General features: G+C 69.8%; 18 protein-coding genes and 1 pseudogene. 13 read left to right on the top strand and 6 right to left on the bottom strand.

The window, feature by feature from the left end; genetic code table 11:
• Positions 1-313: 313 nt before the first annotated feature.
• Positions 314-1,015, bottom strand: coding sequence for a YebC/PmpR family DNA-binding transcriptional regulator (locus DK254_RS31505; RefSeq protein WP_109936982.1), 702 nt, complete (start codon positions 1,013-1,015; stop codon positions 314-316).
• A gap of 131 nt (positions 1,016-1,146) precedes the next feature.
• Complete coding sequence (locus DK254_RS31510) at positions 1,147-2,541, bottom strand: PLP-dependent aminotransferase family protein (protein WP_109936983.1); 1,395 nt, start codon at positions 2,539-2,541, stop codon at positions 1,147-1,149.
• Between the two features lie 166 nt (positions 2,542-2,707).
• On the opposite strand from DK254_RS31510, the gene DK254_RS31515 reads away from it, so the two are divergent.
• Together DK254_RS31515 and DK254_RS31520 are read left to right on the top strand one after the other, a co-directional pair.
• Entirely contained in the window at positions 2,708-3,481 is a 774-nt protein-coding gene (locus DK254_RS31515) for a class II aldolase/adducin family protein (protein ID WP_089391322.1), read from the top strand.
• 82 nt (positions 3,482-3,563) lie between these two features.
• Positions 3,564-4,595: an ABC transporter substrate-binding protein gene (locus DK254_RS31520; RefSeq protein WP_109936984.1), complete on the top strand. Its 1,032-nt coding sequence runs from the start codon at positions 3,564-3,566 to the stop codon at positions 4,593-4,595.
• Here DK254_RS31520 and DK254_RS31525 read toward each other — a convergent pair.
• The 3 genes from DK254_RS31525 to DK254_RS31535 form a co-directional block, all read right to left on the bottom strand.
• The gene (locus DK254_RS31525) at positions 4,592-5,221 is read right to left on the bottom strand and encodes a class I SAM-dependent methyltransferase (RefSeq protein ID WP_109936985.1); all 630 of its coding nucleotides are present in this window, start codon (positions 5,219-5,221) and stop codon (positions 4,592-4,594) included. The genes DK254_RS31520 and DK254_RS31525 overlap by 4 nt on opposite strands.
• 419 nt (positions 5,222-5,640) lie before the next feature.
• On the bottom strand, positions 5,641-7,407 hold the full coding sequence (locus DK254_RS31530; protein ID WP_109936986.1) for an acyl-CoA dehydrogenase C-terminal domain-containing protein: 1,767 nt from the start codon (positions 7,405-7,407) through the stop codon (positions 5,641-5,643).
• Between the two features lie 57 nt (positions 7,408-7,464).
• Positions 7,465-9,087: an acyl-CoA synthetase gene (locus tag DK254_RS31535; RefSeq protein WP_109936987.1), complete on the bottom strand. Its 1,623-nt coding sequence runs from the start codon at positions 9,085-9,087 to the stop codon at positions 7,465-7,467.
• A gap of 165 nt (positions 9,088-9,252) precedes the next feature.
• On the opposite strand from DK254_RS31535, the gene DK254_RS31540 reads away from it, so the two are divergent.
• The 3 genes from DK254_RS31540 (at position 9,253) to DK254_RS31550 (ending at position 13,237) form a co-directional block, all read left to right on the top strand.
• Positions 9,253-11,502, top strand: coding sequence for a PAS domain S-box protein (locus tag DK254_RS31540; protein ID WP_109936988.1), 2,250 nt, complete (start codon positions 9,253-9,255; stop codon positions 11,500-11,502).
• 23 nt (positions 11,503-11,525) lie between these two features.
• Positions 11,526-12,173 (top strand): response regulator transcription factor, encoded by a 648-nt coding sequence (locus DK254_RS31545; RefSeq protein ID WP_109936989.1) that lies wholly within the window; start codon positions 11,526-11,528, stop codon positions 12,171-12,173.
• Positions 12,174-12,628: 455 nt separating this feature from the next.
• Positions 12,629-13,237 (top strand): DUF4157 domain-containing protein, encoded by a 609-nt coding sequence (locus DK254_RS31550; RefSeq protein WP_109936990.1) that lies wholly within the window; start codon positions 12,629-12,631, stop codon positions 13,235-13,237.
• Between the two features lie 360 nt (positions 13,238-13,597).
• On the opposite strand, the gene DK254_RS31555 is transcribed toward DK254_RS31550, so the two are convergent.
• Complete coding sequence (locus DK254_RS31555; RefSeq protein WP_109936991.1) at positions 13,598-14,533, bottom strand: LysR substrate-binding domain-containing protein; 936 nt, start codon at positions 14,531-14,533, stop codon at positions 13,598-13,600.
• 170 nt (positions 14,534-14,703) lie between these two features.
• On the opposite strand from DK254_RS31555, the gene DK254_RS31560 reads away from it, so the two are divergent.
• The 8 genes and pseudogenes from DK254_RS31560 to DK254_RS31595 form a co-directional block, all read left to right on the top strand.
• A complete protein-coding gene (locus DK254_RS31560; protein ID WP_109936992.1) occupies positions 14,704-15,768 on the top strand; it encodes an aromatic ring-hydroxylating dioxygenase subunit alpha in 1,065 nt (354 codons plus the stop codon).
• Complete coding sequence (locus DK254_RS31565) at positions 15,761-16,909, top strand: 2Fe-2S iron-sulfur cluster-binding protein (protein WP_109936993.1); 1,149 nt, start codon at positions 15,761-15,763, stop codon at positions 16,907-16,909. The genes DK254_RS31560 and DK254_RS31565 overlap by 8 nt, the downstream gene beginning before the upstream one ends.
• A gap of 102 nt (positions 16,910-17,011) precedes the next feature.
• Entirely contained in the window at positions 17,012-17,866 is an 855-nt protein-coding gene (locus tag DK254_RS31570; protein WP_109936994.1) for a transporter substrate-binding domain-containing protein, read from the top strand.
• A gap of 87 nt (positions 17,867-17,953) precedes the next feature.
• On the top strand, positions 17,954-18,658 hold the full coding sequence (locus tag DK254_RS31575) for an ABC transporter permease (RefSeq protein ID WP_256596003.1): 705 nt from the start codon (positions 17,954-17,956) through the stop codon (positions 18,656-18,658).
• Between the two features lie 18 nt (positions 18,659-18,676).
• The gene (locus tag DK254_RS31580) at positions 18,677-19,414 is read left to right on the top strand and encodes an ABC transporter permease (RefSeq protein WP_177412124.1); all 738 of its coding nucleotides are present in this window, start codon (positions 18,677-18,679) and stop codon (positions 19,412-19,414) included.
• Between the two features lie 5 nt (positions 19,415-19,419).
• Positions 19,420-20,196: an ABC transporter ATP-binding protein gene (locus tag DK254_RS31585; RefSeq protein ID WP_109936995.1), complete on the top strand. Its 777-nt coding sequence runs from the start codon at positions 19,420-19,422 to the stop codon at positions 20,194-20,196.
• Between the two features lie 91 nt (positions 20,197-20,287).
• The gene (hutH, locus tag DK254_RS31590) at positions 20,288-21,835 is read left to right on the top strand and encodes a histidine ammonia-lyase (RefSeq protein ID WP_109936996.1); all 1,548 of its coding nucleotides are present in this window, start codon (positions 20,288-20,290) and stop codon (positions 21,833-21,835) included.
• 51 nt (positions 21,836-21,886) lie between these two features.
• Positions 21,887-22,038, top strand: a pseudogene (locus DK254_RS31595) (S-(hydroxymethyl)glutathione dehydrogenase); the annotation flags it as partial.

Here is a 22,038-nt window from a genome sequence, read left to right on the forward strand (position 1 = left end):
AGCGGGCTGTGCCTTGTCCTGTAGGAGCGAGCTTGCTCGCGAACGGACATCAGGATGGCGTCGAGGTTACCACCCACACCGAACGGCCCCCTCTCCCGCTTGCGGGAGAGGGCTGGGGAGAGGGTGCGGCGCCATACCAAGGCAGCGATGTTGCCGGGGCGTGCCATCGCGGACGGAGTCCGCTCCTACGGGCGCTGCCGAGGGGGCACAGCGGCGGATAGCGCCGTAGGCGTATGCGCCCTACGGTGTGGGCGGCACCAACCTTTCCCCGTCACCCCCGCGAACGCGGGGGCCCAGCGTCTGCAGCCGGGTTTCAGGCCAGGCCGACGTACAGGTTCTGCACGTCGTCGTTGCCGTCCAGGGCGTCGAGGAAGGCTTCGACTTCCTCCAGTTCCGCGCCGGACAGGCTCACCGGGTTCTTCGCCTTGTAGCCGAGCTTGGCCGAGGCGACGCTGAAGCCGTGCTCGGGCAGGGCGCGGCAGACGGCGTCCAGGTCGGTGGCGTCGGTGAGGAACAGGGTGTCGCCGTCTTCCTCGCCGGGCTCGAAGTCCTGGGCGCCGGCCTCGATGGCGGCCAGTTCCGGGTCGGCGTCACTGCTGGCCGGGGTCGCTTCGACCAGGCCCAGGTAGTCGAAGTCCCAGGCCACCGAGCCGGAGGCGCCGAGCTGGCCCTTGCGGAACAGCACGCGGATTTCCGCCACGGTGCGGTTCACGTTGTCGGTCAGGCATTCGACGATGACCGGCACGCGGTGCGGGGCGAAGCCTTCGTAGACCACGCGCTCGAAGCTGGCGCCGCCGTCGAGCAGGCCGGCGCCTTTCTTGATGGCGCGCTCCAGGGTGTCGCGCGGCATCGAGGCCTTCTTGGCCTGCTCGACCACCAGGCGCAGTTTCGGGTTCATGTCCGGATCGGCGCCATTGCGCGCGGCGATCATGATTTCCTTCGACAGTTTGCCGAAGACGCGGCCCTTGGCGTTGGCGGCGGCTTCCTTATGTTTGGCTTTCCACTGGGCGCCCATGGTGTTCTCTTGGCTGGTTCGTGATGGGCGGCAAGTCTAAGCGCTGGCGCGGCGCCTGGCGATATCCGCCGGATCGACGCGAATGAGTCACCTTGTAGGTGCGCGCCCTGCGCGCGATTCGCGGGCAGGCCCTACGAAGAGCCGTCCTGCCGCGCGAGGAAGTCGTACAGCCGCGCGTCCAGCGAATGGGCGACGTTGAAGCGCAGCCAGGGCACGGTGCGGCCATCGGGCATGAACAGCTGGCCGGGGAACAGCAGGATCTTCGCCTCCTTGGCCCGTTCGGCCAGCAGGGTGGCGTCGGCCACCGCGCGGTGGCGGGCCCAGAGGAACAGCCCGGCGCGCGGTTCGTGGAACAGCTCCAGGCCGGCCGCCTCCAGGCGCCGGGCCACGCTGTCGTGGGCCTCGCCGAGCTGTTCGCGGAGCTGGCGCACGTGCTTGCGCTGGCGGCCCTGGAGGAGGATGTCCAGGGCCAGGGTCTCGGTGAGTTCCGAGCTGGTCAGGCCGGCGACCATCTTCAGCGGCACCAGCTCCTCGATCAGCTCCGGGTGGGCGGCGATGAAGCCCACCCGCAGCGCCGGGGCTATGACCTTGGACAGGCTGCCGATGTAGATCACCCGCGCCAGCTGGTCGAGGTTGGCCAGCAGCAGCTGGCCGGCGGGGTCGAGGTCGGCGTAGATGTCGTTCTCGACGATCAGGAAGTCGTACTTCTCGGCCAGTTGCAGCAGGCGGTGGCTGGCGGCCAGCGACAGGCTGGCGCCGGTGGGGCTCTGCAGCCGCGCCTGGGTGAAGTAAACCTTGGGCCGGTACTCGCGCACCAGCTGTTCCAGGCGCTCCAGGTCCAGGCCGTCGGCGCTGCGTGGCACGCCCAGCAGTTGCGCGCCCTGCAGGCGCAGGTTGAGGAACAGGTTGTGGTAGCCGGGCTCGTCCACCAGCACCGGGTCGCCGCGCTGCACCAGGTAGCGCACCGCCAGGTCCAGCGCCTGGCTGGCGCCGCTGGTCAGCAGGACCTGCTCGGGGCTGGCGGCCACCCCGGCGTCGGCCAGGCGGTCGGCGAGCTTGCCGCGCAGGCGCGGGTTGCCCTTGCTGTGGCCGTAGTTGCCGAATTGCCGCGGCTCTTCCCGGGCCAGGGTGCGCAGGCCGCGCAGCAGGCCCTCGGCGTCCAGCCAGTGCTCGGGCAGCAGGCCGACGCCGGGGCGCAGCTCCATGCCCAGGGGCTGGAACACCTTGTGCAGCAGCAGGTGGGCGTCGAAGTCGAACTCCGGCGCGGGCGCCTCGGCGGCGTCCTCGCTGGCCGGGCCGCGCACGTAGAAGCCGGCGTTGGGCACGGCGTTCAGGCAGCCGCGCGCCACCAGGCGGTCGTAGGCCTCGACCACGGTGAAATGGCTCACCCCGTGGCTCTGGGCGAACCTGCGGATGGAGGGCAGCTTGGCGCCGGGGCGCAGGCGCTGCTCGTCGATGGCCTGGGCGATGCCTTCGACGATCTGGGTGACCAGGGGCGTTTCGCAAGTGGGGTCGAGCAACAGCATCGAAGCGTCCGGTAGGGGGGAAACGGAAACTGTACAGGCCACGCGACCATAACAGCACTGCAGGCACTCCATCGCCCCTGTGCATGGCGGCGCCACGGCGGGCGCCGCACACTCCGGGGCAGAACGCGGCGCCTACGCCGCGCGAGCCTGATAACAAGGATTTGCCATGCGCGACACAGCTTACAACATCGACCCCGCGAGTATTTCCGCCGAAGAGTGGCAGGCCCGCTGCGACCTCGCCGCGCTGTACCGGCTGGTTGCGCACTTCCGCTGGACCGACCACATCGACACGCACATCTCCGCCCGCGTGCCGGGCGAGCCGGGCCACTACCTGATCAACCGCTACGGCGTGATGTTCCACGAGATGCGCGCCTCGGACCTGGTCAAGGTCGACCACGCCGGCGACGTCATCGACCCGCGCTTCGGCCCGAACAGCGTCAACCGCGCCGGCTTCAACATCCACTCTGCGGTGCACGCCGCGCGCCCGGATGTGGCCTGCGTGATCCACACCCATACCGCCGCCGGCATCGCCGTGTCGGCCCAGGAGGACGGCCTGCTGCCGATCAGCCAGCACGCGCTGAAGTTCCACAACCGCCTGGGCTACCACGAGTACGAAGGCATCGCCCTGGACCCGGACGAGCGCTCGCGGCTGGTCCGCGACCTGGGTTCGAACATGGCGATGATCCTGCGCAACCACGGCCTGCTGGCCGCTGGGCGCTGCATCGCCGAGGCCTTCAACCAGATCTATTTCCTCGAGCGCGCCTGCCAGGCCCAGGTCCAGGCCCTGGCCGGCGGCCGCCAGTTGCGCTACCCGCCGGAGGCCGTGCGCGAGCGCGTGGCCGTGCAGGAGGAAGAAGCCCTGGCCGGCGGCCTGCACCTGCTGGCCTGGGAGTCGGCCCTGCGCCTGATCGCCGACGGCGAGGCCGACTACCGCAGCTGATCCCTTTGCGTGCGTCCCGGCCCGCAGAGGCCGGGCGCCTAGCGTGCTTGAAATCTGCCAACAACAAAGCCAAGAGGTGGAAATGAAGAACCCGATAGCGGTGGCCCTGCTCATGGGCCTGGCGTCCGGCGCCATGGCGGCCGACCTGAGCGTGATCTCCTTCGGCGGCACCAGCAAGGACGTGCAGACCGAAGCCTTCTACAAGCCCTTCGAGAAGGCCACCGGCAACAAGGTGATCGCCGGCGAGTACAACGGCGAGATGGGCAAGATCAAGGCCATGGTCGACACCCACAGCGTCAACTGGGACGTGGTCCAGGTCGAGGGCCCGGAACTGCTGCGCGGCTGCGACGAAGGCCTGTTCGAGCAACTGGACCCGGCGCGCCTGGGCAACGTTGCCGACTACGTGCCGGGCACGGTGTCCGATTGCGGCGCCGGCCTGCTGGTGTGGTCCATGGCCATGGCCTACGACGCCAAGCGCCTGAGCACCGCGCCCACCGGCTGGGCGGACTTCTGGGATACGCAGAAATTCCCCGGCAAGCGCTCACTGCGCAAGGGCGCCAAGTACACCCTGGAGATCGCCCTGCTGGCCGACGGCGTGCCGAAGCAGGACATCTACAAGGTGCTTTCCACCCCCGAGGGCGTGAACCGCGCCTTCCGCAAGCTGGACCAGATCAAGCCGTCGATCCAGTGGTGGGAGTCCGGCGCCCAGCCCATGCAGTTCCTCGCCAGCGGCGACGTGGTGATGAGCACCGCATACAACGGCCGGGTGTTCGCCGCCCAGGAGGAGGGCGCGCCGATGAAGGTGGTGTGGAACGGTAGCCTGTACGCCATCGACTCCTGGGCCATCCCCAAGGGCAGCCCGAAGAAGCAGGAGGCGGAGGACTTCATCGCCTTCTCGCTGCGCCCCGAGCAGCAGAAGATCCACACCGTGAAGCTGGGCTACGGCTCGGTCAACAAGCAGACCACCGCGCTGCTCGACCCGGCCCTGGTGGAGCGCCTGAACACCGCGCCGGCCAACCTGGAGCAGGCGGTGCCGGTGGACTTCGCCTTCTGGGTGGACCACGGCGAGGAGCTGGAGCTGCGCTTCAACGCCTGGGCGGCCAAGGGCGGCTAGCCGACGCGCCGCCACACGCTGGCCAGCCAGGGCTGCTGCTCGCGCGGCAGCCCGGCGGGCCGATAGTAGTGTTCCAACTGCTCGAAGCCCGCCGCTTCGAGCAGCTGCTTCCAGTGTTCCCAATCGTGGTAGGCGCCGTAGCGCGGGCCGTTCCAGCCCTCGGCATTGTCCCCGCGCGGGTTCGAGGCGAACAGCACGCCGCCGGGCTTCAGCGCCGCACGCAGCTCGCCCAGCACCCGCGGCAGTTCCTGGCGCGGCACGTGGAACAGGCTGGCATTGGCATAGATGCCATCGAAGCGCGCCGCCGGCAGGTCCAGCGCCAGGAAGTCCTGCAGCCACACCTCGCAACCGCTGGCCTGGCGGGCCATCTCGACGAAGTTCGGGCAGCCGTCCAGGCCCACCGGGGCGTGGCCCAGGGCCTTGAAGGTGTTCAGGTCGCGGCCGGGGCCGCAGCCGAAGTCGAGCAGGGCGAAAGGCGCCTCGCCATGGATATGCCGCAGCAGGGCGGCGATGTTCTGGCTGACGTCGTGGTCGCGGGTGCCTTCGCGGAAGGCCTCGGCGCTGTCCTGGTAGTGCTGCAGAGTGAGGCGGGAGATGTCGCGCAGGGTCTGGTCGTCTAGGGGCATGGCGGGCGTCGGTGGGTCGCTGGGGAGGTCATTCTACGCCGGGTTTTTGGGGTAATGGGGGCAGGGGGGACTTGTAGGAGCGAGCTTGCTCGCGAACGGTGCCAGCCGATAGCAGCGGTGTTTGGGATGAACGCCGTCCCCTCTCCCCAGCCCTCTCCCTGAAGGGAGAGGGGGCTTGTCCGTGCCGGCTGCAAGGATGGTTTCAACCGGATGCCGCAACGTCCGGCTGACTCCAGAACATCAGCGTCTGCCCAACGGTCCCCTCTCCCTTCAGGGAGAGGGTTAGGGAGAGGGCGCTCTGCAGCACAGGCACCACCCCCAACCGACAGAACACCCTTCGCGAACAAGCTCGCTCCTACGAAATAAAAAAGCGCGGCACACCCCCGAAGGGCTGGCCGCGCAACACGCTCAACAGGGAATCAGAACTGCCCGGCCTCCAGCGCGTAGAGGCTTTCGCTGCCGGCGCGCACGGCGCTGGCCAGGGACTGGGTACGCGGCAGCAGGCGGGCGAAATAGAAACGCGCCGTAGCCAGTTTGCCCTGGTGGAAGTCATCGGCCTGGCCACTGGCGGCGCGGGCCATGCGCGCCCACATGTAGGCGTAGGCGGTGTAGCCGAACAGGTGCAGGTAGTCGACCGCCGCAGCACCCGGCTCGCGCGGGTCTTGCCTTGCGCGCTCCTGCAGTTGCCGGGTCAGGGCTTCCAACTGGCCCAGGGCGTCCACCAGCGGGGCGCTGAATTCATCGTCCGGGGCAGCTTCGGCGAAGGCGCGGATTTCCCCGGCGAACAGCGCCAGCAGCTCGCCGCCGTTGGCCAGCACCTTGCGCCCGACCAGGTCCAGGGCCTGGATGCCGTTGGTGCCTTCGTAGATCTGCGCGATGCGCACGTCGCGCACCAGTTGCTCCTGGCCCCATTCGCGGATGTAGCCGTGGCCGCCGAACACCTGCTGGCCGTGCACGCAGCTTTCCAGCCCGGTGTCGGTGAAGAACGCCTTGGCCACCGGGGTGAGCAGCGCCACCAGGCCTTCGGCGCGAGCACGCTCGGCGTCGTCGGTGGTGTACTTGGCGATGTCCAGCTGCTGCCCGAGGTAGGTGGCGAAGGCGCGGCCACCCTCGGTCAGGGCCTTCATGGTCAGCAACATGCGCCGCACGTCGGGGTGGACGATGATTGCGTCGGCGGCCTTGTCCTTCTGCTGCGGGCCGGTCGGCGCGCGGCTCTGCAGGCGTTCGCGGGCATAGCCGACGGCGGCCTGGTAGGACATCTCGGCGCAGCCGATGCCCTGGATGCCGATGGACAGGCGCTCGTAGTTCATCATGGTGAACATCGCCGCCAGGCCCTTGTTCGGCTCGCCCACCAGCCAGCCGGTGGCGCCGTCGAAGTTCATCACGCAGGTGGCCGAGGCCTTGATGCCCATCTTGTGCTCGATGGAGCCGCAGCTCACGGCGTTGCGCGCGCCGAGGGCGCCGTCGTCGCCCACCAGCACCTTGGGCACCAGGAACAGCGAGATGCCGCGCGAGCCGGCCGGCGCGTCGGGCAGCTTGGCCAGCACCAGGTGGATGATGTTTTCGGTCAGGTCCTGTTCGCCGCCGGTGATGAAGATCTTGGTGCCGCTGATGGCGTAGCTGCCGTCGGCCTTCGGCTCGGCCCGGGTGCGGATCAGCCCGAGGTCGGTGCCGGCGTGGGGCTCGGTCAGGCACATGGAGCCGGCCCAGCGGCCTTCGTACATGGCCGGCAGGTACTTCTGCTTCAGTTCTTCGCTGGCGTGGGCGTCCAGCGCCAGGCAGGCGCCGGCGGAGAGGGTGGAGTAGAGGGCGAAGCTGGCGTTGGCCGCGTAGACCATTTCCTCGAACTGCACCGAGAGCATCTTCGGCATGCCCATGCCGCCGTACCCGGGGTTGCCGGCCAGGCCCACCCAGCCGCCCTCGGCGTAGGTGGCGTAGGCCTCGCGGAAGCCGGCCGGGGTGCTGACCGCGCCGTCCCGCCATTGCGCGCCCTGTTCGTCGCCGCTGCGGTTGAGCGGGGCGAGCAGGCCGCCGGTGAGCTTCGCCGCCTCTTCGAGGATGGCCTCGGCGGTGTCGGCGTCGACGCGCTCGGCCAGGGCCGGCAGGCGCTGCCACAGGGCCGGGGCGTTGAACACGTCGGTGAGCAGGAAGCGCATGTCGCGCAGCGGAGCCTTGTAGTCGGGCATGAGGGTACCTCGGCGCCCCGGCCAGGCCGGGGCGCTATCGCAAGTGGGAAGGGGGCGTCAGAGCTTGTGGGCCCAGTCGCGCAGGACGAATTTCTGCACCTTGCCGGTGGAGGTCTTCGGCAGTTCGGTGAAGACCACCGTCCTGGGCACCTTGAAGCCGGCCAGGTGTTCGCGGCAGAAGGCGATGACCTGCTCGGCGGTGGTGTCGGCATGGCCGGTCTTGAGGGTGACGAAGGCGCAGGGCGTCTCGCCCCAGCGCTCGTCCGGGCGCGCCACCACGGCCGCCTCCAGCACCGCCGGGTGGCGGAACAGCACGCCCTCGACCTCGATGGTGGAGATGTTCTCGCCGCCGGAGATGATGATGTCCTTCAGCCGGTCGCGGATTTCCACGTAGCCGTCGGGGTGCCACACGGCCAGGTCGCCGGTGTGGAACCAGCCGCCGGCGAAGGCTTCCTCGGTGGCGCTGGGGTTCTTCAGGTAGCCCTTCATCACGGTGTTGCCGCGCATGAAGATCTCGCCGACGCTCTGGCCGTCGCGCGGCACCGGCTCCAGGGTCTTGGGATCGGCGACCATCACCCCTTCCAGGGTCGGGTAGCGCACGCCCTGGCGCGACTTGATCTTCGCCCGCTCGTCCAGCGGCAGCGCGTCCCACTCCTCGTGCCAGGCGCACACGGTGACCGGGCCGTAGACCTCGGTGAGGCCGTAGACGTGGGTGACGTGGATGCCCATCTCCTCCACTGCGCCGATCACCTTGGCCGGCGGCGCGGCGCCGGCGACCATGGCGTGCACCGGGTGGTCGATGGCGGCCTTGGCCGAGTCGGGCATGTTGATCAGCGCGTTGAGCACGATGGGCGCGCCGCACAGGTGGCTGACGCGGTGCTCGCGGATCAGGGTGAGGATCTTCTGCGGGTCCACCCGGCGCAGGCACACGTGGGTGCCGGCCAGCGCGGTGACCGTCCAGGGGTAGCACCAGCCGTTGCAGTGGAACATCGGCAGGGTCCACAGGTACACCGGGTGCTGGCCCATGGACCAGGTCATCTGGTTGCCCAGCGAGTTCAGGTAGGCGCCGCGGTGGTGGTAGACCACGCCCTTGGGGTTGCCGGTGGTGCCGGAGGTGTAGTTCAGCGAGATGGCGTCCCACTCGTCCCGCGGCCAGGCCCAGGCGTACTCGGGGTCGCCCTCGGCCAGCAGGGCCTCGTAGTCCAGGCTGCTGACTGGCTCGCCCTCGCCGTATTCCGGGTCGTCGACGTCGATCACCAGCGGCGGGTGGTCGAGCATGCCCAGGGCGGCGCGGATCACCTCGTGGAACTCACGGTCTGTGATCAGAACCTTGGCCTCGCCATGCTGCAGCATGAAGGCGATGGCCTCGGCGTCCAGGCGCACGTTGAGGGTGTTGAGCACCGCGCCGATCATCGGGATGGCGAAGTGCGCCTCGAGCATCTGCGGGGTGTTGGGCAGCATCACCGCGACCGTGTCGCCGCGGCCGATGCCGCGCCAGGCCAGGGCCGAGGCCAGGCGCCGGCAGCGCTGGTAGGTTTCGCGCCAGGTGCGGCGCAGGCTGCCGTGGATCACGGCGGTGCGGTCGGGGTAAACGCTGGCGGTGCGTTCGATGAAACTCAGCGGGGTCAGCGCGGTATGGTTGACCGGGGCAGGCGCGAGACCCTGTTCGAAGATCGACATGTAGATACCCTGTGGCTGATTGTTAGCTCATTGTTCTTGGCCGCCTGCAGGCTTGTCGGGCGGCTGATGGGGCGATTTATAGCAATCCCGAGATTGTTATGGAAGTACAACCATATGCTTATGGTATAAATACTAGATAAAGACAAAAGCACCCGGACCGCCTCCATGCCTGAACTCAATACCCTGGTGCGCCTGCTCCGCGAGCCCGCGCCCCTGGCCGCCCAGGCCGACGCGCTGCTCGCCCTGTGCCGTGCCCGCGCGCCCCTGGCGCGTGCGCTTTACCTGGCCTGGCGGCCGCGCTCGCGCAGCTACGAGGCGCTGGGCGACGAGCGCCTGCCACCCGGCGCCGGCGACCCGCTGCAGGCCAACGACGAGGCCCTGCACGCCGCCTTCGCCGGGCGCCGCGACATGCCCCTGGACGAACTGCTGGTGCTGCCCGGCTGGCTGGGCGGGCGCCTGCGCCGCGCCGGCTGGAGCCACGGCCTGGCGCTGAACCTGGCGCTGGGCGGCGAACCCGGCCTGTTGCTGCTGGCGGCGCCGGAGGCGGCCGCGCCCTGGCTGGGCTGGATCGGCGAGCTGCTCGGCGAAGTGCTCGCGCTGGCCGGGGGCGCTCGGCGCAGCGCGCCGCTGCTGGCCGCCGAACCGCTGCCGGCGTTGCTGCTGGATGGCGATGGGCACCTGCTCGATGGCAACCCGGCCCTGCGCCGCCTGGCCGCCGAGCTGGGCCTGGAGGACGTGCGCGAACTGCTGCCGAGCAACCATCGCGAGCTGCTGCGCAGCTGCCTGGCCCAGGCCCGCGCGGTACAGGACGCGCCCAGCGAGCAGGGCGGCCGGCACTTCCTCTGGAGCTTCATCCCCGACGCCGGCCAGGCCGAGGTGCTGGTGCGCGGCCGCGAGGCCAGCGCGCAGATCGCCGGCGAACGCGAGGCGGCGCGGGCGCGGCGGCTGTACCGGCAGATCATCGAGAACACCAGCGACCTGATCTCGCGGCGCACCCTCGACGGCGTCATCCTCGACGCCTCGCCCTCGTCCTGGCCGCTGCTGGGCTACTGGCCGGAGGAGATGCGCGGCCAGTCGGTGCTGCCGCTGCTGCACCCGGACGACCGCAAACGTGTGGCCCGGCATACCCGCGACGCCCTGGAGCAGGACGGCTACGCCACCCTGACCTACCGCCTGCGCCACCGTGACGGCCACTACCTGTGGTTCGAGACCGCCAGCCGCGCCATCCGCGAGACCTACACCGGGGCGGTGGTGGAGGTGGTCAGCGTATCCCGCGACATCACCGCGCGGGTGCGCGCCGAGGAGAACCGCCGGCGCCTGGCCGAGGTGGTGGAGGCCAACGCCGACCTGGTGCTGTTCGTCGACGCCGGCGGGCGCCCCAACTACGCCAACCCGGCGGCGCGCAAGGCGCTGGCGCTGGGTGAGGAAAGCCTGCCGGCGAGCCTCGACGGGCTGTTCGACGAGGCCCTGCTGCGGCGCCTGGCGGCAGAGGGCTGGAACACTGCCGACGGCCAGGGCGTATGGCGCGCCGAAGGCCAGCTGCGGCCGCTGGGCGGCGGCGCGCCGGTGCCGGTGTCGCTGGTGCTGCTGGGCCACCGCGCGGCCGGCGGCGAGCGCTACTACTCGCTGGTGGCCCGCGACATGACCGAGCGCGAACTGCGCGAAAACCAGCAGCGTCGCCACCAGGACGAACTGGCCCACAGCGCGCGCCTGGTCACCCTCGGCGAGCTGGCCTCGGGCATCGCCCACGAGATCAACCAGCCGCTGGCCGCGGTGGTCAACTACGCCGGCGCCAGCCAGCGCTACCTGGCGGCCCTGGGCAGCAACCCGGAGGCGGCGCAACGCGTGGCCCAGGGCCTGGCGCGCATCACCGAGCACGCCAACCACGCCTCGGAAGTCATCCGCCGCCTGCGCGCCTTCCTGCGCAAGGGCCAGCGCCGCCTGCAGGCGCTGGACGTCAACGAACTGGTGCGCGAGTCCCTGGGCCTGTGCGCCTGGGAAGCGGGGCAGGGCGGGGTAGCCATCGCCCAGGCGCTGGCGGAGAATCTGCCGCCGGTCTACGCCGACCGGGTGCTGTTGCAGCAGGTGCTGCTGAACCTGCTGCGCAACGCCATCGAGGCCAACCGCGAGCGCCACGCCGGCGCGCCTTCGGCCATCGCCATCGGTTCGGCGCTGGAGGCGGACGGGCGCTTGTGCGTGTGGGTGGAGGACAACGGCCCGGGGGCCGACGAGCAGACCCTGGAGCGCATGTTCACGCCCTTCTACAGCAGCAAGCCGGACGGCCTGGGCCTGGGGCTGTCGATGAGCCGCGGCATGGTCGAGGGCTTCGGCGGCACCCTGGACGCGCGTCCGGTGGTCGACGGCCTGCGCCTGGAGTGCCGGCTGCCGGCGGCCGGCGAAGGGGGGCGGGGATGAACGGGGAACGGAAGGAGCAGGGGATGGAAGTGCCGCAAGAGGCGGTGGTGTACGTGGTGGACGACGACCCGGGCATGCTCGAGTCCACCGTCTGGTTGTTCGAGTCGGTGGGCCTGAAGGCGCTGCCCTTCACCAGCGGCCGCGATTTCCTCGACGCCTGCCCGGCGGACGCCCACGGCTGCGTGCTGCTGGACGTGCGCATGCCCGGCCTGGGCGGGCTGAGCGTGCAGGAGGAAATGCGCCGGCGCGGCCTGGAGCTGCCGGTGATCTTCGTCAGCGGCCACGCCGACGTGCCCATCGTCATCCGCGCCTTCAAGGCCGGCGCGCTGGACTTCATCGAGAAGCCCTACAACGAGCAGCTGCTGCTCGACAGCGTGCAGCAGGCCCTGCAGTCCCGCGCCCGCCAGCACGCCTCGCGGGCCGGCCTGGGCGAGCTGGACGAACGCCTCGCCGCGCTCACCCCGCGCGAGCGCGACGTGCTGCTGCCGCTGGTGCGCGGCTACACCAACCGCGAGGTCGCCGAGCAGTTGGACATCAGCGTGAAGACCGTGGACCTGTACCGCGCCCGGGTGATGAAGCGCATGCAGGCGCAGACCCTCGCCGACCTGGTGGGCATGGCCATCGCCGCCGGGCTGGTGGACCCGCTGCGGTTGCGGCCGGAAGAGGCCTAGAGCACCCTCACCCCAGCCCTCTCCCAGAGGCAGAGGGGGCCGTTCGGCGTCAACCTGTAGGAGCGGGCCCTGCCCGCGATTCGCGCGCAGGGCGCGCTCCTGCAGGGGAATGGCGCGAGCGGGGCAGCGTAGGAGCGGATTTATCCGCGATTGTGCTGCCCGGGATCGACATATCGCGGACGGAGTCCGCTCCTACGACCGTGCCTCCCTGGAGCCGTAGGGCGGATAACCGTTCGCGGTTATCCGCCGATACACCGGGGCCATAGCCAGCGCCAAGGTCAACCCTGGCGCCGCCGGAAGCCAAGGCCAAACGGCGGATAACGCCATAGGCGTTATGCGCCCTACGTGAAACGCCGCTGACCACCGAGGCATCCCCGGGGAGCTAACCCCCCGCCGCCGTTGTCTGAAGCAAGGCGGGTATACTCGCCCGCCTGCCCGAACCCCAGGAGCCCCGCTTGTCGAAGTCCCGCCCGTCGCGCCCGCTGCTTTCACTGGTCCTTGCCGCCGGCCTCAGTGCCAGCGCGGCCCTGTATGCCTGCCCGGCCGGGCAGTCGGAAGTCTGCCTGGGCGGCTGCATCTGCGTCGCCGACCCCGACGGGGTGTTCGGCGTGCTCCAGGAGGACGCGCGCAACGTCGCCGCGCCGGCCCTGGCGCAGTGGCTCACCCAGTCCCGCGACCGCATGCTGGCCGCCGGCGTGCAGCCGCTGCCCCTGGACCTGCGCGTGCAACTGCAGGCCTGGTACCCGGACGACCTGCTGCAGGCGGTGCGCTACCGCGTCGGCCAGGGCCAGGACGTCGACGCCGCCAGCGCCATGCTGCAGAACCAGGACGTGGTCGCCGTGACCCTGATCGACGTGGTGGTGTTCCGCAACGAGGACGACGCCCTGCACGACCTGGCTCTCTGGGCCCACGAGCTCAAGCACGTGCAGCAGTACCGCGAACTGGGCGTGGACGGCTTCGCCCGCCAGTACGTGCGCAACTTCAACACCCTGGAAGACCCGGCCTACGCCATCCAGAACCAGGTTTCCCGCACGCTGCACAGCACCGCGGCGCGTAGCGAATAGGTCCCACGGGTCGCCGGGAGGCATGGCGGCGGTGGTGATGGGTATCGCTTCGCTCAACCCATCCTACGACGGCGTTATCCGCCATGATCGCGGACAGAGTCCTACCCCGCCACCGCTGTCCCTCCTGTAGGAGCGGGCCCTGCGCGCGATTCGCGGGCAGGGCCCGCTCCTACAGGGGAATGGCATGGCTCGGCCCGCGTAGGACTCCGTCCGCGATTGGATTCACCGGCCACCCCGGACATCCCGGTGACACGGCCAACGGCGGATAACCGCGAACGGTTATTCGCCCTACGGTATGAGAGGGCTTGGCGTAGGGCGGATAGGGTCCTACGCCCTTCACACCCCGGCGTTCCCATGCACCTACAGCCCCAGCAGGCTGTCGCAGGCCCGCTGCTGGTCGCGCCCGCGGGCCATCAGCCAGCGCTGGAAGGCCCGGCAATGGGGGCGCTGGAAGCTGTCCTGGTTCCAGCTCAGGTAGTACGCCGAGGGTAGCGGCAGGGCGCTGCGGCAGGGGATGACCAGGCGGCCGCCGGCGAGGTCGTTGGCGATCATCGAGTACTGCGCCAGGACCACGCCCTGGCCTTCGATGGCCGCGTCGATGGCCATGGCCGACAGCGAGAAGATGCGGCTGTTGGCGATGTGCGCGCCCGGCACGGCGTTGCTGGCGAACCACTCCTGCCAGGATGGCGGCGAGTCGAACTTGGGGCGCCAGTCGATGGTCAGCAGCGGGTATTCCAGCAGCTCGGCGGCGGCTTTCCCGGCCAGTGGCGCCGCGATCAGCGCGGGGCTGCAGGCCGGGACCACGCAGTCGCGGAACAGCTCGACGGTGTGCGGGTTGTTCTGGATGCCTTCGCCGTAGCTGATGCGGAAGTCGATGCCGTTGGCGTCGGCCTGGGACGGTTCGGTGTGGGTGCCGTCCAGGTACAGGCTCAGTTCCGGGTACTGGCCCTGCCAGCCGGCCACCAGCGGCGCCAGCCACTTGGACAGCAGCGAGGGCAGGGCGCTGACGTAGAGGCTGTTGGCGTTCTTCGCCCGCTCCAGTTCCGCGGTGGCCGCGCGCAGGCGTTCGAAGGCCTGGCTGCAGCCTTCGTGGAAGCGCTGCCCGGCGGCGTTCAGGCGCAGGCGCTGGCCTTCCTTGAGGGTCAGGCTCTGGCCCACGGCTTCTTCGAGGATCTTCATCTGCTGGCTGACCGCGCCGGCCGAGATGCCCAGGCGCTTGGCCGCCTGGGAGATGCCGCCGCACAGGCCGACGGCCTCGAAGACCTGCAGGGCGCGCAAGGGGGGAAGGTGGTTCATGGCGGGGTGAATCCGTGGCTGGGAACGAAGGCTTTCATGGTTTAGAAAAACTATAGAACACAACAGAAAACCCTATCTATTCTTTTGTTTCCTGCGCTCCTACGCTCTGTCTCAAGAAGCCCGGCCAGCTCAGCGCGGCTTCGCCATGACAACAAGAGGAGCTACGCGCCATGTTCTTGAGAAACGCCTGGTATGTCGCCGCCTGGGACAGCGAAGTGCAGCAGGCCCTGCACGCCACCACGCTGCTGGGTGAAGCCCTGGTTCTCTACCGCAAGGCCGATGGCGCGGTGGTCGCCCTGGAAGATGCCTGCCCGCACCGCAAGCTGCCGCTGTCCATGGGCCGGCTGCAGGGCGACACGGTGGAGTGCGGCTACCACGGCCTTACCTTCGACTGCTCCGGCGCCTGCGTGAAGGCCGCCTGCGTCTCGCACATCCCCTCGGCTGCCCGGGTGCGCAGCTACCCGGTGCATGAGCGCTACGGCCTGGTCTGGGTATGGATGGGCGACGCCGACCAGGCCGACCCGGCGAAGCTGCTGGAGATCCCCGAGTGGGACGACCCGGCCTGGGGCCTGAACCGTGGCGACTCGATGACCATCCAGTGCAACTACCTGTACATGACCGACAACCTGCTCGACCCGTCCCACGTGGCCTGGGTGCACCAGAGCAGCTTCGGCAACGCTGCCTGCGAGTCCCGGCCGCTGCAGACCCGCGTCAACCCGGACGGGGTGGTGGTCTCGCGCTGGCTGCACGATGTCGAAGTGGCGCCGTTCTACACCAAGTACCTGAAGTTCTCCGGCCGCTGTGACCGCCTGCAGTACTACGAGGTGCGCTACCCGGCGCACGCCATCATCAAGGGCGTGCTGACCCCGGCCGGCACCGGTGGCGAGGGCGCGCCGGTGCACCCGCAGGCGTTCCTGATGGACTCGTACAACTTCATGACTCCGGTGGACGAGTCGCATACCCGCTACTACTGGTTCCAGCTGCGCAACTTCGATGCCGACAGCGAGAGCGTTTCGCGGCAGTTCGCCGCCGACGTGCGTGGCGCCTTCGAGGAGGACCGCGTGGTGCTCACCGCGGTGCATGCGGGCATGCAGGCACGCCAGACGCCGAACATCGACCTGGCCATCGATGCCGGGCCGCTGCGCTTCCGCCGCGGCATGGAGCAGCTGATCCGCGCCGAGCAGGAAGCCGGCAACGGCCTGCGCCTGGCCGCTGGAGCCACCAGCCATGCTTGAATCCCTTCCCGCCGCCAAGGGCTTCGCGCACTTCCGGGTGGCCGGGAAGGTGCGCGAAAGCGCCTCCATCACCTCCTTCCTGTTGCAGCCGCTGGGGGCCGGGGCGCCGCTTCGCTACCGCCCCGGGCAGTTCGTGGTGCTGCGCATTCCCCGCGACGGGGCCGCGCCGCTGCTGCGGGCCTACAGCCTGTCCGGCGACCCGGACGACGGCGCCGGGCTGCGCATCTCGGTGAAGCACGAGACGGCGCCGGCGCACCTGCCCGAGGCGCCGGCGGGGCAGGGCTCGAGTTTCCTCCACGAGCGCGTGGAGGTCGGCGGGCAACTGGAGGTCGCCGGGCCGTCCGGCGACTTCGTCCTCGACGAGGACAGCCCGCGGCCGGTGCTGCTGTTCAGCGGCGGCGTCGGCCTGACGCCGATGGTCAGCATGCTGCACCGCCTGGCCAGCCGTTCCTCGCGCCCGGTGTACTTCGTTCATGCCTGCGAGAACGGCGCCGTGCATGCCTTGCGCGACGAGGTGCTGGCGCTGGCGGCGCGGCGGGCGGGCATCCGCCTGCACTTCTGCTACCGCACGCCGAGCGCCGAGGACCTGGCGCAGGGCCGCTGCCACAGCAGCGGGCTGGTCAGCCGCGAGACGCTCCAGGCCTTGCTGCCGCTGGACGACTACGACGTCTACCTGTGCGGCCCGCGCGCCTTCATGCAGGCCAACTGGCGGCTGTTGCGCGGCCTGGGGATCGAGCGCTCGCGCATCCGCTACGAGTTCTTCGGCCCGGCGACCATCCTGGACGAGGACGAAAGCCCACCCGCCGCGGAGGTGTCGCCGCCGCCGGCGCAAGCGGCCGGGCAGGACAGCGCCGCGCCGAGCGTGCGCTTCCACCCGCAAGCCCCGGCGCTGGCCTGGGACGAGGGCTGCCGCTCGTTGCTGGAGCTGGCGGAAAAGGCCGGGCTGGCACCGCCCTTCAGCTGCCGCGCCGGGCTCTGCAACGCCTGCCAGACGCCGCTGCTCAGCGGCACGGTCGAGTACCCCGAGGCGCCCTTGAGCGAGCCCCCGCCGGGCCAGGTGCTGCTGTGCTGCGCGCGGCCGACCTCGGCGCTGGTGCTGGCGCTGGACGACGCCCAACCCACGGCGGCGCGCGGCGCCTGATGCCGGCCACCGTCGATCGATCCTGAAGGAGGAAGTGCCTATCGCCGCCACGCCGTTGTCCTGATCAGCCTTGCCTCGCGTGTTTCGCATCGGAGAAGAAAAATGCATAACAAGAAGACCTTTTCGTTCGCCCTTTGCTCGTTGTTGACCCTGTGCTGCAGCTACCCCCCCTTCGCCCCGGCGAAGGACCGGGACAGCCTGCAGATCGCCACCGAAGGGGTCTACGAACCCTGGAACAAGACCTTGCCGGACGGCAGCTTCGACGGCTTCGAGCCGGAGATGGCCAAGGTGCTCTGCGAGCGCATGCAGGTGCGCTGCACCCTGGTCGCGCAGGACTGGGACGGCCTGATCCCCGGCCTGCAGGCCGGCAAGTTCGACGTGGTGATGGATGCCCTGGCGATCAGCCCGGCGCGGCGCCAGGTCATCGATTTCTCGCGCCCCTACACCAAGGCGCCGGCGACCTTCGTCGCCCTGGACTCCAGCGGCCTCGACCTCGGCCACGGCAGCCTGATCCTCAGCGGCGACCGGGAGAAGGACGCCCCGGCGGTGGCGCAACTGCGCGAGAAGCTCAAGGGCAAGCAGATCGGCATGGTCGCCGGCACCGTGTACACCCGGTTCATCCATGACCAGTTCGATGACGTGGCCAGCGTCCGCGAGTACAAGACGCCGCCGGAAACCCTGATGGACCTGAAGGGCGGCCGGGTCGACGTGATCTTCGACGACCTCGGCTTCCTCGCCGGCGAGATGGCCAGCGCCGAGGGCTCCGGCGTGGTGCTGGTGGGGCCGGCGATCAACGGGCCGATCTGGGGCGAGGGCGAGGCGCTGGGCATCCGCAAGGGCGAGCCCGAGCTCAAGGCGCGGCTGGACAAGGCCATCGCCTCGATGATCGCCGACGGCACCATCGGCCGGCTGAGCCGCAAGTGGTTCCGCCACGACCTCACGCCACCTTCCCAGTGAGCGCCCGCCCCGCACGGGTGCGGGGCGGCGCAGGCGGCCGGAGCTGTTCCGGCCGGTTTTCCAACCGGCTCATCGAGGGGTGAACGCGTGATCGATCTACTGGGTTTCGGCGCGGCCGGGTGGGGCAGGGTACTGCTCACCGCCGCACTCATGACGGTCCTGGTGACACTGGCGGCATTGCTCATCGGCGCCGTGCTCGGCGCCCTGGTGGCGGCGGCCAAGCTGCACGAAAGCCGCTGCCTGCGCCTGCTCGGCGATAGCTACACCACGGTGTTCCGCGGGGTGCCCGAGCTGCTGGTGATCTACCTGTTCTTCTATGGCGGCTCGGCCCTGGCGGGCAGCGTCGGCAAGCTGTTCGGCGCCGACGGCTTCATCGCCCCGCCGGCTTTCCTGGTCGGCGCGCTGGCGGTCGGCGTGGTCTCCGGCGCCTACCAGGCCGAGGTCTACCGCGGGGCCTTCCAGGCCGTTTCGCGTTGCGAGCTGGAGGCGGCCAAGGCCATCGGCATGCCGACCCTGCTGCGCCTGCGGCGGATCATCATGCCGCAGATCCTGCGCTTCGCCCTGCCGGGCATTGGCGGGGTATGGCAGATCAGCCTGAAGGACTCGGCGCTGATCTCGGTCACCGGGCTGGTCGAGCTGATGCGCGCCAGCCGCGTGGCGGCGGCTTCCAGCGGCCAGTTCGTGCTGTTCTTCGTCAGCGGCTGCGTGCTCTACCTGGTGCTCACCGGCTGTTCCAACCTGGTCTTCGCGCGCGCCGAGTCGCACGTCGGCCGCAGTTTCCGGCGCGGCTGAGCGCCAGGAGAAAACCCCATGCCGATCGATATCGACTTTCTCTGCAGCACCCTGCTGCAACTGCTGCGGGCGCTGCCCACCACGCTGCTGCTGTTCGCCGCGGCGGTGAGCCTGGGCACGCTGCTGGCGCTGCTGGTGGTCTGGGCGCGCGTCTGCCCGTTCGCGCCGTTGCGGCACCTGGCGCGCGGCTACATCTTCCTGTTCCGCGGCTCGCCGCTGCTGATCCAGATGTTCCTGCTCTACTACGGCCTCAGCCAGTTCCCGGCGCTGCGCCACAGCGTGCTCTGGCCGCTGCTGCGCGAGCCGATGAGCTGCGCCGTGCTGGCCCTGGCGCTGTGCACCGCCGGCTACATGGCGGAGATCTTCCGCGGCGGCCTGCTGGCGGTGCCGCCGGCGCAGATCGAGGCCGGGCGCGCGGCGGGCATGTCCGGCTGGCTGCTGGCGCGCCGGATCATCGTCCCGCAGGCGCTGCGCAGCTGCCTGCCGGCCTATTCCACGGAAATCATCCTGATGATGAAGGCCACCTCGCTGGCCAGCCTGGTCACCGTCTACGAGGTGTCCGGGGTGGCCCAGCGGATCATCGCCGAGACCTACCGCACCCTGGAGGTGTTCCTCTGCGCGGCGCTCATCTACCTGCTGTTGAACTTCATCATCGTGCGCGCGCTGGGGCTGCTCGAACGCAGGCTGGCGCCGCGTCCGCCGGCCGCCACGCGGCGCCTCACGAAACCATTCGCGCTCAGCGCACCCAGGGGGTAATTGGCATGCATACAGGCAACCATCCGGTGCTGCGGGTACGGCACATCCGCAAGTCGTTCGGCGACCTCGAGGTGCTCAAGGGCATTTCCCTGGACGCCTACCAGGGCGACGTGATTTCCATCCTCGGCTCCAGCGGCTCGGGCAAGAGCACCTTCCTGCGCTGCATCAACCTGCTGGAAACCCCGGATGCCGGCGAGATCGGCGTGGCCGGCGAGCAACTGGCGTTCAAGCCCGGCCGCGGCGGGCTGCGGGTGCCGGCCGACCGCCGCCAGGTCGACCGTATCCGCCCGGAGCTGGGCATGGTGTTCCAGAGCTTCGGCCTGTGGTCGCACCTGACAGTGCTGCAGAACGTCATCGAAGGCCCGCTGCACGTGCAGAAGCGCCCGCGCAACGAGTGCGTGGCCGAGGCCGAGCAGTTGCTGGAAAAGGTCGGCATGGCCGACAAGCGCAACCACTACCCGGCCTTCCTCTCCGGCGGCCAGCAGCAGCGGGTGGCCATCGCCCGGACCCTGGCCATGCACCCGCGGGTGATCCTCTTCGACGAGCCGACCTCGGCGCTCGACCCGGAGCTGGTCGGCGAGGTGCTCAAGGTCATGCGGGCCCTGGCCGAGGAGGGCCGCACCATGCTGGTGGTGACCCATGAGATGGGCTTCGCGCGCAATGTCTCCAACCGCGTGGTGTTCATGAACCAGGGCCTGATCGAGGCCCAGGGCACGCCCCAGGAGATGTTCGGCGAACAGCGTTCGGAGCGCTTCAGCCGGTTCATCCTCAGCCAGGCCTGAGCCACCGCCACCCCTCGTTTTCTTCGCCTGTCCCGTGACGGGACGGGTTTGCCACGCCCCGAAAAAGCCATCGAACAGAAGGAACCCAGCCATGCGTGTACATCCCCGAACGATTTCCCAGGTGGTCCTCGACGACGCCGCGCCCTCCCTCGACGAGTTCATCGCGGTGGCCCGCTACTCGGCCAAAGTCAGCTTCTCCGACGCCTACCGCGAGCGCGTGTCGCGCTCGCGGCGGCTGATCGAGCGCTTCCTCGCCGAGAACCGCCTGGTCTACGGCGTGACCACCGGCTTCGGCGACAACGTGCGCCACGTCATCTCGCCGGAGGACGCCGCCACGCTGCAGGTGAACATCGTCCGCTCCCACGCGGTGTCGGTGGGCGAGCCGCTGAACCGCGAGCAGGTCCGGGCCATCCAGCTGATGATCCTGGTCAGCCTCGGCAAGGGCTATTCCGGCGTGCGCATGGTGCTGCTGGAGCAGATCGCCGGCCTGCTCAACCACGACGTGCTGCCGTTCGCGCCCGGCGAGGGCTCGGTGGGCTACCTCGGCCCGGAGGGCCACCTGGCCCTGGTGCTGCTCGGCGAAGGCCGCGCCAGCGTCGCCGGCGGCGACTGGGTGGACGGCGCCAGCGCGCTGCGCCAGGTCGGCATGCAGCCGCTGGCGCTGCAATGCAAGGAGGGCCTGGCGATGCTCAACGGCACCACCTCGGTCACCGCCATCGCCGCCCTGGCGCAGTACAACGCCAACCAGGCGGCCGAGGTGGCGGACGTCGCCGCGGCGCTGTCGCTGGAGGCGCTCAGGGGCACCGTGCGGGCCTTCGATGCGCGCTACCACGCGGTCAAGGCGCATGCCGAGCAGGCCGCGACCGCGCGCAGGCTGCTGCGCCTGCTGGGCGACAGCCGACTGGCGCAGGAGAACATCGACTACCGTCTCCAGGATGTCTACAGCCTGCGCGCGATACCCCAGGTGCACGGCGCCTCGCGGCATTTCATCGCCAGCGCCCAGGCCTGCCTCGACGCGGAAATCCGCTCCTCCGGCGACAACCCGGTGATCTGCCCGAGCGGCGACGACGACGGCCTGGCCATCTCCGGGGCCAACTTCGACGGCAGCTACATCGGCATCGCCGCCGACACCCTGTGCAACGCCATGACCAACCTGGCGAAGATTTCCGAGCGGCGCACCGACCGCATGGTCAACTCGCACTTCAGCGAGATGCCGGCCTTCCTGGTGCGCAACCCGGGGCTGAACAGCGGCTACATGATCGTGCAGTACACCGCCGCGGGGCTGCTCGGCGAGATGAAGGTGCTCTCGCAGCCAGCCACGGTGGACAGCGTCTCCACCTGCGGCAACCAGGAGGACCCGGTGAGCTTCGCCTACAACGCCGCGGTCAAGGCCTACCAGGTGTCGCGCAAGCTGGAGTCGGTGCTGGCGATCGAGGTCATGGTCGGCTGCCAGGCCTTGGAGTTCCACGACGTGGGCAAGGCCTCCAGCGCCACCCGCGCGCTCTACGACCTGGTGCGCAGCCGGGTGCCGAGCGTCGAGCAGGACCGCGCCTTCTACCCCGACATGGTCGCGGTCACCGAGCAGCTGCGCTCGGGCGAGCTGCTGGCCTGCGTCGAACGCGTCCTTTCCCGCCATTGAACCCGTAGCGCCGGCCCCCGCCACGGGCGGGGCCGGCCGAGGAAACCGAAGATGATCAAGTCCCGCGCGGCCGTGGCATTCGGCCCCAACCAGCCGCTCGAAATCGTCGAGGTGGACGTGGCGCCGCCGAAGAAGGGCGAGGTGCTGGTACGCATCGTCGCCACCGGGGTCTGCCACACCGACGCCTACACCCTGTCCGGCCA

It is taken from the genome of Pseudomonas sp. RW407 (assembly GCF_003176655.1).
GTDB classification, from domain to species: domain Bacteria; phylum Pseudomonadota; class Gammaproteobacteria; order Pseudomonadales; family Pseudomonadaceae; genus Pseudomonas; species Pseudomonas delhiensis.

Bases quoted from the DNA above. Each gene is read 5' to 3' on its own strand.
- DK254_RS31565 (WP_109936993.1), top strand. From the start codon at position 15,761: ATGCTTGAATCCCTTCCCGCCGCCAAGGGCTTCGCGCACTTCCGGGTG.
- DK254_RS31570 (WP_109936994.1), top strand. From the start codon at position 17,012: ATGCATAACAAGAAGACCTTTTCGTTCGCCCTTTGCTCGTTGTTGACC.
- DK254_RS31545 (WP_109936989.1), top strand. From the start codon at position 11,526: ATGGAAGTGCCGCAAGAGGCGGTGGTGTACGTGGTGGACGACGACCCG.
- DK254_RS31525 (WP_109936985.1), bottom strand. From the start codon at position 5,221: ATGCCCCTAGACGACCAGACCCTGCGCGACATCTCCCGCCTCACTCTG.
- DK254_RS31520 (WP_109936984.1), top strand. From the start codon at position 3,564: ATGAAGAACCCGATAGCGGTGGCCCTGCTCATGGGCCTGGCGTCCGGC.
- DK254_RS31510 (WP_109936983.1), bottom strand. From the start codon at position 2,541: ATGCTGTTGCTCGACCCCACTTGCGAAACGCCCCTGGTCACCCAGATC.
- DK254_RS31560 (WP_109936992.1), top strand. From the start codon at position 14,704: ATGTTCTTGAGAAACGCCTGGTATGTCGCCGCCTGGGACAGCGAAGTG.
- DK254_RS31555 (WP_109936991.1), bottom strand. From the start codon at position 14,533: ATGAACCACCTTCCCCCCTTGCGCGCCCTGCAGGTCTTCGAGGCCGTC.
- DK254_RS31530 (WP_109936986.1), bottom strand. From the start codon at position 7,407: ATGCCCGACTACAAGGCTCCGCTGCGCGACATGCGCTTCCTGCTCACC.
- DK254_RS31540 (WP_109936988.1), top strand. From the start codon at position 9,253: ATGCCTGAACTCAATACCCTGGTGCGCCTGCTCCGCGAGCCCGCGCCC.
- DK254_RS31505 (WP_109936982.1), bottom strand. From the start codon at position 1,015: ATGGGCGCCCAGTGGAAAGCCAAACATAAGGAAGCCGCCGCCAACGCC.
- hutH (WP_109936996.1), top strand. From the start codon at position 20,288: ATGCGTGTACATCCCCGAACGATTTCCCAGGTGGTCCTCGACGACGCC.
- DK254_RS31580 (WP_177412124.1), top strand. From the start codon at position 18,677: ATGCCGATCGATATCGACTTTCTCTGCAGCACCCTGCTGCAACTGCTG.
- DK254_RS31535 (WP_109936987.1), bottom strand. From the start codon at position 9,087: ATGTCGATCTTCGAACAGGGTCTCGCGCCTGCCCCGGTCAACCATACC.
- DK254_RS31515 (WP_089391322.1), top strand. From the start codon at position 2,708: ATGCGCGACACAGCTTACAACATCGACCCCGCGAGTATTTCCGCCGAA.
- DK254_RS31585 (WP_109936995.1), top strand. From the start codon at position 19,420: ATGCATACAGGCAACCATCCGGTGCTGCGGGTACGGCACATCCGCAAG.